The sequence below is a fragment of the Streptomyces sp. NPDC007863 genome (genome assembly GCF_040633895.1).
In the GTDB taxonomy this organism is placed as follows: Bacteria; Actinomycetota; Actinomycetes; order Streptomycetales; family Streptomycetaceae; genus Streptomyces.
Genome location: NZ_JBEYEI010000023.1, coordinates 13,216 through 26,057, shown reverse-complemented (window position 1 = coordinate 26,057; position 12,842 = coordinate 13,216). Strand labels below are relative to the sequence as shown.

General features: G+C 75.3%; 13 protein-coding genes. 5 read left to right on the top strand and 8 right to left on the bottom strand.

Annotated features, from left to right (window positions below; genetic code table 11):
- The first annotated feature begins 256 nt into the window (after positions 1 to 256).
- A complete protein-coding gene (locus ABZ621_RS30780; RefSeq protein WP_360609717.1) occupies positions 257 to 919 on the top strand; it encodes a class F sortase in 663 nt (220 codons plus the stop codon).
- A 63-nt stretch (positions 920 to 982) separates the two neighbouring features.
- Here ABZ621_RS30780 and ABZ621_RS30775 read toward each other — a convergent pair whose 3' ends face one another.
- On the bottom strand, positions 983 to 1,831 hold the full coding sequence (locus tag ABZ621_RS30775; protein ID WP_360609716.1) for a polysaccharide deacetylase family protein: 849 nt from the start codon (positions 1,829 to 1,831) through the stop codon (positions 983 to 985).
- Between the two features lie 90 nt (positions 1,832 to 1,921).
- Between ABZ621_RS30775 and ABZ621_RS30770 the strand changes: the two genes are divergently transcribed.
- Positions 1,922 to 2,383, top strand: coding sequence for a universal stress protein (locus ABZ621_RS30770; protein ID WP_360609715.1), 462 nt, complete (start codon positions 1,922 to 1,924; stop codon positions 2,381 to 2,383).
- A 13-nt stretch (positions 2,384 to 2,396) separates the two neighbouring features.
- Here ABZ621_RS30770 and ABZ621_RS30765 read toward each other — a convergent pair whose 3' ends face one another.
- Positions 2,397 to 3,629: a CapA family protein gene (locus ABZ621_RS30765; RefSeq protein WP_360609714.1), complete on the bottom strand. Its 1,233-nt coding sequence runs from the start codon at positions 3,627 to 3,629 to the stop codon at positions 2,397 to 2,399.
- Between the two features lie 279 nt (positions 3,630 to 3,908).
- On the opposite strand from ABZ621_RS30765, the gene ABZ621_RS30760 reads away from it, so the two are divergent.
- From ABZ621_RS30760 to ABZ621_RS30750, 3 genes are all read left to right on the top strand, one after another.
- Positions 3,909 to 4,487 carry a sigma-70 family RNA polymerase sigma factor gene (locus ABZ621_RS30760; protein WP_360609713.1) on the top strand — a complete coding sequence of 193 codons (579 nt, stop codon included), beginning with the start codon at positions 3,909 to 3,911 and terminating at the stop codon, positions 4,485 to 4,487.
- Positions 4,488 to 4,491: 4 nt separating this feature from the next.
- Positions 4,492 to 4,941, top strand: a complete 450-nt coding sequence (locus ABZ621_RS30755) for a PaaI family thioesterase (protein ID WP_360609712.1) — start codon at positions 4,492 to 4,494, stop codon at positions 4,939 to 4,941.
- 184 nt (positions 4,942 to 5,125) lie between these two features.
- Complete coding sequence (locus tag ABZ621_RS30750) at positions 5,126 to 5,599, top strand: hypothetical protein (protein ID WP_360609711.1); 474 nt, start codon at positions 5,126 to 5,128, stop codon at positions 5,597 to 5,599.
- A 5-nt stretch (positions 5,600 to 5,604) separates the two neighbouring features.
- Here ABZ621_RS30750 and ABZ621_RS30745 read toward each other — a convergent pair whose 3' ends face one another.
- The 6 genes from ABZ621_RS30745 to ABZ621_RS30720 form a co-directional block, all read right to left on the bottom strand.
- Complete coding sequence (locus tag ABZ621_RS30745) at positions 5,605 to 6,816, bottom strand: histidine kinase (protein WP_360609710.1); 1,212 nt, start codon at positions 6,814 to 6,816, stop codon at positions 5,605 to 5,607.
- Entirely contained in the window at positions 6,813 to 8,546 is a 1,734-nt protein-coding gene (locus ABZ621_RS30740) for a cation acetate symporter (protein WP_360609709.1), read from the bottom strand. Before ABZ621_RS30740 ends, ABZ621_RS30745 begins: the two co-directional genes overlap by 4 nt.
- 19 nt (positions 8,547 to 8,565) lie before the next feature.
- Positions 8,566 to 8,949 carry a hypothetical protein gene (locus tag ABZ621_RS30735; protein WP_360609708.1) on the bottom strand — a complete coding sequence of 128 codons (384 nt, stop codon included), beginning with the start codon at positions 8,947 to 8,949 and terminating at the stop codon, positions 8,566 to 8,568.
- Positions 8,950 to 9,024: 75 nt separating this feature from the next.
- Positions 9,025 to 9,777 carry a LytTR family DNA-binding domain-containing protein gene (locus tag ABZ621_RS30730; RefSeq protein WP_360609707.1) on the bottom strand — a complete coding sequence of 251 codons (753 nt, stop codon included), beginning with the start codon at positions 9,775 to 9,777 and terminating at the stop codon, positions 9,025 to 9,027.
- A gap of 10 nt (positions 9,778 to 9,787) precedes the next feature.
- Positions 9,788 to 10,660 carry a DNA-formamidopyrimidine glycosylase family protein gene (locus ABZ621_RS30725; protein WP_360609706.1) on the bottom strand — a complete coding sequence of 291 codons (873 nt, stop codon included), beginning with the start codon at positions 10,658 to 10,660 and terminating at the stop codon, positions 9,788 to 9,790.
- A 121-nt stretch (positions 10,661 to 10,781) separates the two neighbouring features.
- Positions 10,782 to 12,758 carry a SpoIIE family protein phosphatase gene (locus ABZ621_RS30720; RefSeq protein ID WP_360609817.1) on the bottom strand — a complete coding sequence of 659 codons (1,977 nt, stop codon included), beginning with the start codon at positions 12,756 to 12,758 and terminating at the stop codon, positions 10,782 to 10,784.
- Between the last annotated feature and the right edge of the window lie 84 nt (positions 12,759 to 12,842).

Sequence of the window (12,842 nt, the reverse complement as noted above, 5' to 3'; positions counted from 1 at the left end):
CACAATCGCAGGTCAGGGGCGCGCGAAACGATTGTCCGACGAGTACTCGGATGGATCAGCGGTCTGTCACCCGAGCCGACCAGTGGGGCCCGAGAGCCGTCGCCCGACGGGTTTCTGACGGAGGGTCGGCCACCGCGCGGTCCTCCTCCGGCGCGTCGCCACCCGTACGGCGGCGGGGGCTACCCGTTCGGGCCGCCCGGAGCGCGGGGGCGCCCGGTCGCCCTTACCGTTCACACGTCGCCACGAAGGGAGAACCATGCCCCCGAAGGACTTCCGCGTCCCTGAGCGCAGGAGACGACACCCCTGGGGCGTCCTGGCCCTCGCCATGCTGTCCGGGATCGCGATGATGCGCAACGGCGTGGACATCGCCGGCGGCCCCCCGCAGCCGGCCGCCGCGGCCCGTCCGGTGGCGCGTCCGGTCGTCGCCCCGCCCGCCGAGGCCTCGGCGGGCGTCCAGGCGCTGCCCTTCGCGCCCGCCTCGCGGGTCCGCATCCCGGCGATCGACGTCGCGGCCCCGGTGATGGACGTGGGGCTCGACGCGGAGGGCTGGGTGGCGGCCCCTCCCCCGCAGGACGCCAACCTCGCCGGCTGGTACCAGAACGGCATCGCGCCCGGCCAGCGCGGCACCGCCGTGATCGTCGGGCACGTCGACAACAACAGCGGCCCGGCGGTCTTCTACGGCCTCGGCTCCCTGGAGAAGGGGCAGCACGTCGAGGTCGAGCGGTACGACGGACGGGTGGCGGTCTTCGAGATCTACGGCGTCGAGGTCTACTCCAAGCAGGAATTCCCCGGCCCCCAGGTGTACGGGGACACCGGCCACCCGGAGCTCCGCGTGATCACCTGCGGCGGCGGCTACACCCGCGCCCACGGATACGACGGGAACGTGGTCGTCTACGCGCGGATGGTCGGCTCCCGCTGACGCACGCGCGCGTGCGCGGGGCCCCGGGGAACTCCCCGGGGCCCCGCTCCGCGTGACGCCCGGTCAGCGCCGGGGCACGGTGAGGGTGTACCCGGCGTCGAGGAGCTCGGGCAGATAGCGGCGCAGTGCCGTGACGCTCTGCGAGCGGTTCCCGCCGGCGTCGTGCGAGAGGACGATCACGCCGGGTCCGGCGCCGTCGAGGACCCGGTGGACGATGGTGTCGCTGCCGGGCTCCTTCCAGTCGAGGGTGTCCACGGTCCAGGCGAGCGGCTCCATGCCCAGCTCGGCGCCGATCTCGAAGGAGTGCCGGTTCCAGGCGCCGTACGGGGCCCGGTACCAGACCGGCGCGGTGCCGAGGGCGCGCTCCACCACCTCGCTGGTGGAGCCGAGTTCGTCCCGGATGCGGGAGGGCCGGAGCTTCGGCACGAGCGGGTGCGACCAGGAGTGGTTGCCGACCACGTGCCCGTCGTCGGCCATCTCGCGCAGCAGGTCCTGGTTCTCCACCGCCATCTCGCCGCAGACGAAGAACATCGCCCGGCAGCCGTGGCGGCGCAGGGTCTCCAGGATGGCCGGGGTGTAGCGGGGGTCGGGGCCGTCGTCGAAGGTGAGGACCATGGAGCGGCCGACGTCGCTCAGCGAGAGGAAGGGCCTCCTGCGGACCGGCGGCAGCGCGCGGGGGCGGACGGCGGGGGCGTACGCGGTCATGGGCTGGAGCCGGTACGCGGAGGGGCGCAGCCGGGGCGCGGCGGCCGGCGGTCCCGCGGCGCCGCGGCCGCCCGGGGACGGGGCCGCGGTGTCGTCGAGGGCTCCGAGCCGGTCGACGGCGAGTGCCCCGGCGGTGACGGTGACGCCGAGGGCGGCGGCCAGGCGCAGTACCGACCTCCGACCGGTGGGCAGCTGATCGTTTTTCATGACCAATGGTTCGTCCGGGGAGGGTCCCGTGCCCCTCACCGACACCGGGCCGCCCGTCGAATGCACCCGATGGGCCGATACCCTCGAAGGGTGAGCGAACACCAGCCCCACCGGTTCGAACGGGGCACCGACGGCCCCAAGGTGATCATGGCGGGGGTCGACGGCTCGGCCTCCTCGCTGCGCGCGACGGCGTACGCGGCGGGGCTCGCCCGCAGGCAGAACGCGCTCCTCGCGCTCGTCTACGTCCAGCCGGTGATGGCGGCCGGCGCCTCGCTGGGGGCGCCGGTGACCGGGACCACCGAGGAGATCGCGGAGGGGCTCGTCGAGGAGATCCGGACGTCGGCCGAGCGTGTGAAGGACCTGTGGCAGGTCCGGTGGGAGTTCCGCACCTTCAAGGGCGACGCGTACACGGGACTCGTGCGGGCGGCGGAGGAGCTGAAGGCGGACGCCGTGGTGGTGGGCGTCTCGGAGTCGGCCGGGCACCGCTTCGTCGGCTCGGTGGCGGTGCGGCTGGTGAAGGCGGGCCGCTGGCCGGTCACGGTGGTGCCCTGACCGGCCGACGGGGTCACTTGCCCAGGGTGAGGCCGTCCTTGTCGGCGCCCCGGCCCAGGACGACCTGGCGGATCGTCTCGCGGATGCCGGGGTGGCGGGGGTCGGAGCCGTCGGCGGCGCCGAGGTTCACGATCCGGCCGCGGCCGGTGTCGAACCACTGGGGCAGGAACTCGGCCTTGGTGACCTCCCAGCGGGCGCCGGGCTTCTTCGGCGGGGCGAAGGTGAAGCGGCCGATGCTGCTCTGGTTGCCGCGCGGGTCGAAGGCGCCCTGGTGGTTGATCATGTCGCCGGCGATCTGGTCACCCATGCCGTAGATCACCCAGGTGCCGTTGACCTTCTCGTACGCCTGCGGCACGTGCGCGTGCGTGCCGAGGATCAGGTCGATGTCGGGGCGGCCCCCGGTGGCGGAGGCGGTGAGCGCGCGGGCGAGGGAGAGCTGGCGCTCGTCGGGCTCGGTCTGCCACTCGGTGCCCCAGTGGACGCTGACCACGACGACGTCGGCGCCGGCCGCCCGGGCCGCGCGGGCGTCGGCGATCACCCTGGACTCGTCGAGCAGGTTCACCGCCCAGGGCTTCCCCTCGGGGAGCGGGTAGCCGTTGGTGTCGTAGGTGTAGGCGAGCTGGGCGACGGTGGCGCCGCCGGCCTTGAGGAGGGTGGGGCGGGCGGCCTCGGCGGCGGTGCGGGCCGAGCCGGCGTGCTTGACGCCGGCCGCGTCGAGGGCGTCGAGGGTGCGGCCGAGACCGGCGGCGCCGTCGTCGAGGGTGTGGTTGGAGGCCGTGGAGCAGGAGTCGTAGCCGGTGGCCCCGAGGGCGGCGGCGATCTCGGGCGGGGACTTGAAGGCGGGGTAGCCGGTGTAGGGCCCGCCGGCCTTCCCGTACACGGTCTCCATGTGGCAGATGGCCAGGTCGGCACGGGAGACGACCGGTTTCGCGCCGGCGAGCATGGGGCGGAAGTCGTAGCCGCCGTCGCCCGCGTCCGCGGCGGCCCGGCGGATGATCGAGTCGTGCGGGAGGACGTCGCCGGAGGCCACCAGGGTGAAGCCGGCCGGCTTCGGGGCCGGGGCGGCCGGGCGGGGGGCGGTGGAGCCGCCGGGTGAGCCGCCCGGCGGCGGGGCGCCGCCGTCCGTGCCGTTCTGGCTGCACGCGGCGACGACGGCGAGCAGGGAGCCGGCGAGGACGGCGGAGCCGGCCCGGACGAGTCGGGCGCGTACGGGTCGGGCGCCTGCGGGTCTGGTGCCTGCGGTCATGACGACTGCCACCCCGATCATAGGAAGAACATGTGTTCTGCCGAATTCACCCTTCGGGCGGTCCTCCGTCAAGGGACGTGGCCGGGGCGGAGCGCGAACCCCACCGAATCGGACGTACGCCCCTCACCCGGCCCCCGCTCGACCGCTCGGCGTGCCATTCGCCGCTCGTTCCGACCGTTCGCCGCAGACCGTTGTCCGCTCCCTGTCCCCTTCCGCCCGGATGCGTTCGTATACGGCGCGGACGACGAACCGCTGAGCGGGCGGGGAAGGGTGGCACTCATGACGACGGCGACGGCGGCGACAGCGACCGCGACGACCGACGAGCGGACGCTCCAGGAGCTCCAGCGGGAGCACGGGCCCGCCCTGCTCTCCTTCCTCCTGGGGCTCACCTACGGGGACCGCCAGCGCGCCGAGGACCTCGTCCAGGAGACCCTGGTCCGGGCCTGGCTCCACCCCGAGGCGTTCAGCGGCGCCTACGCCTCGATGCGGCCCTGGCTCTTCACCGTGGCCCGCCGCCTCGCCATCGACGCCCGCCGCTCCCGGCTCGCCCGCCCCGCCGAGATCGGCGACGGGGTGCTCGCGGTGACCCCCGACCCCTCGGACGCCACCGAGTCCGCCGACGCGGCGCTGGACGTCCGGGCGGCGGTACGCGGCCTGAGCCCCGAGCACCGGGCGGTCCTCGTCCGGCTCTACTTCGACGGGCTCACCGTCAACGAGGCCGCCGCCTCCCTCGGGATCCCGGCCGGCACGGTCAAGTCCCGCTCGCACTACGCCCTGCGGCAGCTGGGCCGCTCACTGCCCGGCTACCGGCCGCGCCACGGCTCCGTTGCCCGGCCGCGGGCCGCGGCCGCACAATGACGCCGTGACGCACACCGACGCCGTGACCCTGCCCGGCACCCCGCCGCTGACGCCCGCCGGGGCCGAGAAGATCCTCGCCGACAACTTCGCCCCCTGGGTCCTGGACCTGGGACTCAGGGTCGACTCCCTCGACGGCCACGAGGCCGTCCTGCGGCTGCCCTGGTCCGACCGGCTGGCGCGCGAGGGCGGCGGGATCTCCGGCCAGGCCCTGATGGCGGCGGCCGACACGGCCACCGTGATCGCCGTCTCGGCGGCCCGCGGCGGCTTCGTCCCGATGACGACCGTCCAGCAGTCCACCAGCTTCCAGCGGGCGGTCCTCGGCGCCGACGTCCTGGTCCGCGCCCGCCTCACCAAGCTGGGGAAGCGGATGGCCTTCGCCGACATCACGATGACCGCCGAGGGCACCGCCGAACCGGCCGCCCACGCGACCGCCGTCTACGCCCTGCTGGGCTGAGCCCGCACCCCAAACGCCCCTCCCGCACCACCGGCCTCCGTGGCACCGATCCGGCCCGGGAACGTATCCGAAACCACACCGGCGAGTTGAGCAAAGCGGTCCACGCGGACGCCCCGGGCGGAGGAAGCTCTGCTCGGGGTCCCGGAAACCGCGGGTCCCCGACGTCCGGGAGAAGGTGGGAGCGTTGCCGCCCGAGAGCACGAACGGCGCCGGCCGCAGGAACGGCGGGAGCCTCGCCGTTCCGATGGCCTGGCTGTGCGCCGAGTACCTGGCCGACCAGTACCTGACCGCGGCCGGCCTCGCCGAGCCCGGCTCGCTGGAGCACCGCGCCGCGCTGCGGGCGCTGGCCCTGACGGTCCATCTGTCCGGGGAGCCCGCGGCCGACGCCTGGCTCCGGCACACCGCCCACGAGGCCGGCTGGCCGGAGTGGGTGGAGGAACGGCTCGCCGCCGAGGCGGACGAGGACCCCGACGGAGCGGACCTGGCGCTCGCCCGCGGCGCCTGGACGGCGCTGCGGGAGACCTGGGTGCACGCCGCCGACCTGGACGGCGCGCCCGGACCGGGACCCGCCCTGCTGGTCGACGAGACGGCCCGGACCTGGCTGCCCGCCTGGCAGTTGGGCCTGCCGCTCGCCCATCTCGCCCTCTGGCTCGCCTGATCCGGTCAGCCCGGCGGCGAAGGGTGCACGCCGGAGCGGTACTTGGGGAAGCGCGCCGTCACCTTCATGCCGGCACCGACACCGGTCTCGATGACGAGGCCGTACTCCGGCCCGTACACCTGCCGCAGCCGCTCGTCGACGTTGCACAGGCCGATGCCGGAGCCGCTGGGATGCTCGCCGCGCAGCACCGCCCGCAGCCGTTCGGGGTCCATGCCGACCCCGTCGTCCTCGACGGTCACCACCGCCTCGGCGCCGGCGTCCCGCGCGGCGATGGTGACGCGGCAGCCCCGCTCCCGGTCCGTCAGGCCGTGCTTGACCGCGTTCTCCACCAGCGGCTGGAGGCAGAGGAAGGGCAGGGCGACCGGCAGCACCTCGGGGGCGATCTGGAGCGTCACCTTGAGCCGGTCGCCGAAGCGCGCCCCGGCGAGCGCCAAGTACTGCTCGATCGCCCGCAGTTCGTCGGCGAGCTGGGCGAAGTCGCCGTGCCGGCGGAAGGAGTAGCGGGTGAAGTCCGCGAACTCCAGGAGGAGATCGCGGGCCCGCTCGGGGTCCGTGCGGACGAACGAGGCGATGGCGGCGAGGGAGTTGAAGATGAAGTGCGGGGAGATCTGGGCGCGCAGCGCGCGGATCTCGGCCTCCACCATCCGGGTGCGGGAGCGGTCCAGCTCGGCGAGCTCCAGCTGGACCGAGACCCAGCGGGCCACCTCCGTCGCGGCCCGGACGAGCACCGCCGACTCCCGGGAGCCGTAGGCGACGAGCGCGCCGAGCACGCCCTCCTCGCCGGTCAGCGGGGCGGTCACCGCCCAGCGCAGCTCGCAGCCGGGCTCGGCGCAGCCGGTGGGCGCGGAGCGGCTGCGGCCGGTCTCCAGGGTCGCGGCGGCCAGGTCGGGCACGCCCGCGTGGTGGTGTTCCTCGCCGGGCCCGTCCCAGGCGAGGACGGCCGTGCCGTCGGTGAGGCAGAGGGCCTCGGTGCCGAGGAGCGAGCGCAGCGGGCGGGCCGCCCGGTGCGCGGTCTCCTCGGTGAGTCCGGCGCGCAGCGGCGGCGCGGCGAGCGAGGCGGTGTGCAGGGTGTGGAAGGTGGCCCGTTCGACGGGGGTGCCGAGGTCGGGGTCGGCGGCGCGGGCGCCGCGCCGGGCGGTGAGCCGGCCGAGGACGACCCCGGCGGCGAGGAGGACGGCGCCTGCGGCGCTCGCCGCGGCCCACGCGATGCCGCTCACCGGCGTGCCTCCTGGGCGGGTACGGGGGCGGTGAAACGCTCGGGCAGGTGGAGCCTGGCGAGGGTGGCGGCGGTGCCGGGCGGGACGCTGCGCGGGGTGGCGAGCGAGACGAGGACCATGGTGAGGAAGCCGAGGGGGACGGACCAGACGGCGGGCCAGGCCATCAGGGTGTGCGGCCAGCCGTCCGGGGCGAGTCCGGCGCGGGTCGCCATCACGGCGGCGAGCGCGGAGCCGCCGCCGAGGACGAGCCCGGCGGCGGCGCCGGGCGGGGTGAGCCGCCGCCACCAGATGCCGAGGACGAGGAGCGGGCAGAAGGAGGAGGCGGAGACGGCGAAGGCGAGCCCGACGGCGTCCGCGACCGGCACCTTGGAGGCGGCGACGCCGACGGCGAGCGGGACGGCGGTGGCGAGCGGCGTCGCGAGCCGGAAGTGCCGGACCGCGCGGGAGGGCAGCACGTCCTGGGCGAGGACGCCGGCGACGGACATGGTGAGTCCCGACGCGGTGGACAGGAAGGCGGCGAAGGCACCGCCGGCGAGGAAGGCCCCGAGGACGTCGCCGAGCGCGCCGCCGAGGATCCGGTCGGGCAGGACGAGCACGGCGGCGTCGGCCGAGCCGGTGAGCGCGAGCTCGGGGGCGTAGATCCGGCCGAGCGCCCCGTAGAGCGCGGGCAGCAGGTAGAAGCCGCCGATGAGGACGAGGACGACGAGGGTGGTGCGGCGGGCGGCCCGTCCGTTCGGGCTGGTGTAGAAGCGGACGGCGACGTGCGGCAGGCCCATGGTGCCGAGGAAGGTGGCGAGGATCAGCCCGTACGTGGCGTACAGCTGGTGCCCGTCGTGGCCGCCGGCCAGCGGCTGCGACCAGCCGAGGGGGTCGGCCCCCTCGGCCCGGCGTTCGGGGAGGCCGCTGCCCGGCGCGAGGGCGAGGACCGTGCCGCCGCCGACGTGGTGGGTGCCCGGCGCGAGGGTGACGGCCCGCTCCTCGTACCGGACGGAGTCCACCGTGCCGGTGACGGTGAGGGTCAGCGGGGCGTCGAGCCCGATGCGCACGGTGTCGGCGACCCGGACGACGGTGTGCTCGCGGAGCACGGCCGGCGCGTCGAAGCGGGCCCGGGGCGCCCCGTCCCCGAACCAGGCGGCGACCAGGAAGAAGGCCGGGACCAGCAGGGCGGTCAGTTTCAGCCAGTACTGGAAGGCCTGCACGAAGGTGATGCTGCGCATGCCGCCCGCGGCGACCGTACAGGTGACGACGAGGGCGACGAGGAGGCCGCCGAACCAGTCGGGGGCACCGGTGAGGATCTCCAGGGTGAGCCCGGCGCCCTGGAGCTGCGGCAGCAGGTACAGCCAGCCGATGCCCACGACGAAGAGGCTGGCGAGCCGTCTGACCTGCGGGGACTCCAGCCGGGCCTCGGCGAAGTCGGAGAGCGTGTACGCCCCGGAGCGGCGCAGCGGGGCGGCGACGAGGACGAGGAGCACCAGGTAGCCGGCGGTGTAGCCGACCGGGTACCAGAGCATGGCCGGGCCCTGGACGAGGACGAGTCCGGCGATGCCGAGGAAGGAGGCGGCGGAGAGGTACTCGCCGCTGATGGCCGCGGCGTTGAGCCGGGGCCCCGCGGTGCGGGACGCGACGTAGAAGTCGGAGGTGGTGCGGGAGACGCGCAGGCCGAGGGCGCCGATGAGGACGGTGGCGAGGACGACGGCGGTGACGGCGGCGACCGCGTAGGTCTGGTTCATGCGGGACGGTCCACCGGTCTCAGCGCTCGACGAGGCCGGTGAAGTCGCGCTCGTTGCGCTCGGCCCTGCGGACGTACCAGTGGGCGACCGCCCAGACGACCGGGTAGACGCCGACGCCGAGCGCCGCCCACACCAGGGCCTCGGGGGCGGGCAGCGCGAGCAGCAGCGGGAGGGTGCCGACGAGCAGGGCGAGCGCGCCGAGCGCGGTGAGCGCGGCGCGGAGCTGGCTGCGCATCAGGGAGCGCACGTAGGTGTGGCCGAGGGTGGTCTGTTCGTCGATCTCGGAGCGGGCGGGCGGGTGCGGCGCCCGGGGCCGCAGCCGGGGCGCGGGCCGGTCGCCGAGGGCGGAGGCGTGGGTGACGGTCTCGCGCCGCGGCCGGCGCGGCTGGGGGTGCTCCGGCATCGGCTTCGCTCTCTGACGGCGGGTGGGCCCGTGGAGTGTAGGCAGACGGGGCCGGGCGCCGGTAGGGGTTTCCGGTCAGCCGCCGGCCCGGCGCATCAGCAGGTCACGGAGGTGGCGGGCGTGCCGGCGGCTGACGGCGAGGTCGGTGGAGCCGACCCGGACGGAGGTGGCGCCGCCGTCGAGGCGGAGCTCGTCGACGCGGCCGAGGGCGACGAGGTGACTGCGGTGGATGCGGACGAAGCCGCGGTCGGCCCAGCGCTCCTCCAGGGTGGAGAGCGGGATGCGGACGAGGTGGCTGCCCTGGTCGGTGTGGAGGCGGGCGTAGTCGCCGTGGGCCTCGACGTAGGCGATGTCGTCGACGGAGACGAAGCGGGTGACGCCGCCGAGTTCGACCGGGATCTGCTCGGGCGCGGGGGCCGGGGCGGGCGCGGCGCCGGCGTGGACCAGCTCGTGGACCCGCCGGACGGCCTCCGCGAGCCGCTCGCGCCGGACCGGCTTGAGCACGTAGTCGACGGCCTTGAGGTCGAAGGCCTGGAGCGCGAAGCCCTCGTGGGCGGTGACGAAGACGACGAGCGGCGGCCGGGCGAAGCCGGCGAGCAGCCGGGCCACGTCGAGCCCGGTGAGGCCCGGCATGTGGATGTCGAGGAAGACGACGTCGATGGTCTCCTCGCCGTCCGGCCCGGAGTCGAGCGCGCGCCCGATCCGGCGCAGCGCCGCCGTGGCGTCCCCGGCCCCCTCGGCGGTCCTGACCCGGGGGTCGGCGCGCAGCAGGTAGAGCAGCTCCCCGAGGGCGGGTTCCTCGTCGTCGACGGCCAGTACGCGCAGCATGCGCGGGAGCCTACTTGAGCAGCCGGGACATGCGGCGGTCGGCGAGGACCTTCCCGCCGGTCTGGCAGGTGGGGCAGTACTGCAGGGAGGAGTCGGCGAAGCTGACCTCGCGGATGGTGTCGCCGCAGACGGGGCAGGGTTCGCCGGTGCGGCCGTGGACGCGCAGGCCGCTCTTCTTCTCGGCCTTCAGCCTGCCGGCGGCGAGGCCGTGGGAGCGGGCGACGGCGTCGCGGAGGGTGGTCCGCAGGGCCTCGTAGAGGGTGGTGACGTCGTCGGGGGTGAGCGTGGCGGTGGGCTTGAAGGGGGACATCCTGGCGGCGTGCAGGATCTCGTCGCTGTAGGCGTTGCCGATGCCGGCGATCAGGCTCTGGTCGCGCAGGGCGCCCTTGATCTGGCGGCGTTCGCCGGTGAGGAGGGCGGCGAGGTCCTCGGGGCCGAAGCCGTCGGCGAGGGGGTCGGGGCCGAGGCGGGCGACGCCGGGGACCTCGTGCGGGTCGTGGACGAGGTGGACGGCGAGGCGTTTGGTGGTGCCGGCCTCGGTGAGGTCGAAGCCGTCGCCGCCGGTGAGCGCGGCCCGCAGGGCGAGCGGCCCCTTGCCGGGCTTCGGCGGCCCCGAGGGCAGCGGGTCCTGCCAGCGCAGCCAGCCGGCCCGGGCGAGGTGGACGACGAGGTGGAGCGGCCCGCTGTCGGTGGCGGCGGTGATGTCGAGCCACTTGCCGTGCCGGCCGACACCCGTGACCTCGGCGCCGTCGAGCGCGCCGAGCGGCGGGTCGTACGTCTTGAGGACGCTGATCGCGACGGGCAGGACGCGGGCGAACTCCTTGCCGACCAGGTGCTCGCCGAGGAACTCGCGGAGCGCTTCCACCTCGGGCAGTTCGGGCATGCCACCACCCTGCCGCACGGGCGCGGGCGTCGCGCGGCGGACCGGGCCTGGCAGGGCAGGGCAGGGCAGGGCCGGACCGGGCCAAACGGCACCGCGCCGTGCCGGACCGCGCCGAACCGGGTCAGTCCGTCACCGCGAACTCGCACCAGACGCACTTGCCGCCGCCGCGGGACTCCACGCCCCAGCTGTCGGAGAGCTGGTCGACGAGGAGGAGGCCTCGGCCGGAGACCCCGGCCTCGCCGGCCTCGCGGCGGCGGGGCAGGGCGCTGGAGCGGTCCTCGACCTCGACGCGCAGCCGCCGTTCGGCGCCGGGCAGGATCCGCAGGGTGATGATGGCGCCGCCGTCGGTGTGCATCAGGGCGTTGGTCATGAGCTCGTCGGCGACGAGTTCGATCTCGTCGGCGCGGGAGCCGGCGCCCCAGGCGCGGACGGCGGCCCGGATCATGTGGCGGGCGGCGCTGAGCGCCTCGGGGTCGCTCTGGGCGACGTGCTGGCGGAAGCGGCCGCCGCTGGGCGCGTACGCGCCGAGGCGGCGCAGCAGCAGGATGGCGACGTCGTCCTCGCCGCCGCGCTCGGCGACGACGTCGCAGAGCAGGTCGGCGAGCTGCTGGAGGTCGGCGGGGCCGTGCCGGACGAGGGAGGAGAGCCATTCGAGGCCCTCGTCGAGGTCGGCGCCGGGCTTCTCGACGAGCCCGTCGGTGTAGAGCATCAGGGTCTGGCCGGGGTCGAGTTCCAGGGTGGTGACGGGGTAGTCGAGCCGGCCGAACTCGGCGGAGAGGCCGAGCGGGAGCCCGCCCTCGACGGGGACGCGGCGACAGGAGCCGTCGGGCTCGCGGACCAGCGGGTCGACGTGCCCGGCGCGGACGACCTGGACGACGCCGGTGGCCGGGTCGGCCTCGGCGTAGGTGCAGGTGGCGAAGCGTTCGGTGTCGAGTTCGTGGAGGAAGACGGAGGCCCGGGCCATGACGGTGGCGGGGGTGTGGCCCTCGGCGGCGTAGGCGCGCAGCACGATCCGGAGCTGGCCCATGACGGCGGCGGCGTGGGTGTCGTGGCCCTGGACGTCGCCGATGACGGCGCCGACCCGGCCGCCGGGGAGCGGGATGATGTCGTACCAGTCGCCGCCGATGTCCCGGCCGAGGCGGGCGGAGCGGTAGCGGACGGCTATCTGGGCGCCGGGCACGTCGGGGATCCGGCGGGGCAGCATCGCCTGCTGGAGCCCTTCGGCGAGGTCGTGCTCCTGCTCGTACAGCATGGCCCGCTGGAGGCTCTGGGCGATGCTGCTGCCGAGGGCGACGAGGAGGGTCCGCTCGTCCTCGCTGAAGCCGGTGCGGTCGCTGTAGAGCAGGCCGAGGGCGCCGATGGGGCGGGCCTGGGCGATGAGCGGGAGGTAGGCGGCGGCGGTGATGCCGAGGCCGCTGATGTGCGGCCAGAGGACCGGGAAGGAGGCGGCGAAGTCCTCGGCGGTGTCGATGAAGCGGGGCCGCAGGGTGCGGATCACCTCGCTCATCGGGTAGGGCTCGTCCACCCGGGTGAAGCGGGTGCCGGGGACGAACGCGCCGTCGGGCCCCTCGGCGACGAGGTGGATGCGGCCGGCCTCCAGGAGGCCCACGACGAGGCTGGCGGCGCCGAAGTGCTCCAGGGCGTGCGAGTCGTTGAGGAGGTCGATGACGTCCTGGACGGTCCGGGCGTAGGCGAGGGCGGCGGTGGTGCCCTCGACGACCCCGGCGCGGCGTCTGCGGCCCTCGTCGAGGCCGAGGCGGGCGGCGGACTCGGTGAGTTCGTGGGTGGCGTCCCTGATGACGCCGATGATCCGTACGGGGCGGCCGTCGGGGTCGCGGTGGACGAGTCCCTGGGTGTGGGTCCACTGGTGGGAGCCGTCGCGGCGGCGGATGCGGAAGTACGCCCCGTACTGGTCGCTGCCGTCCTTGAGTGCCTGGGCGACGAGGGTGTCGAGCTGACGGCCCTCGTCGGGCAGGACGCGGCTGCCGAGGGTCTCGGGGCGGCCGTCGTACTCGTCGGGGTCGAAGTCGAAGACGTCGAGGGCGGCCTCGTCCATCTCCATGTGGCCGGTGACCAGGTCCCAGTCGAAGCCGCCCATGCGGAAGGCGGCTCCGAACGCGCTGAGGATCGGCGCCGCCGCCGTGTCCGCCGCCGTGTCCGCCGCCGTGTCCGCCGCCGTGTC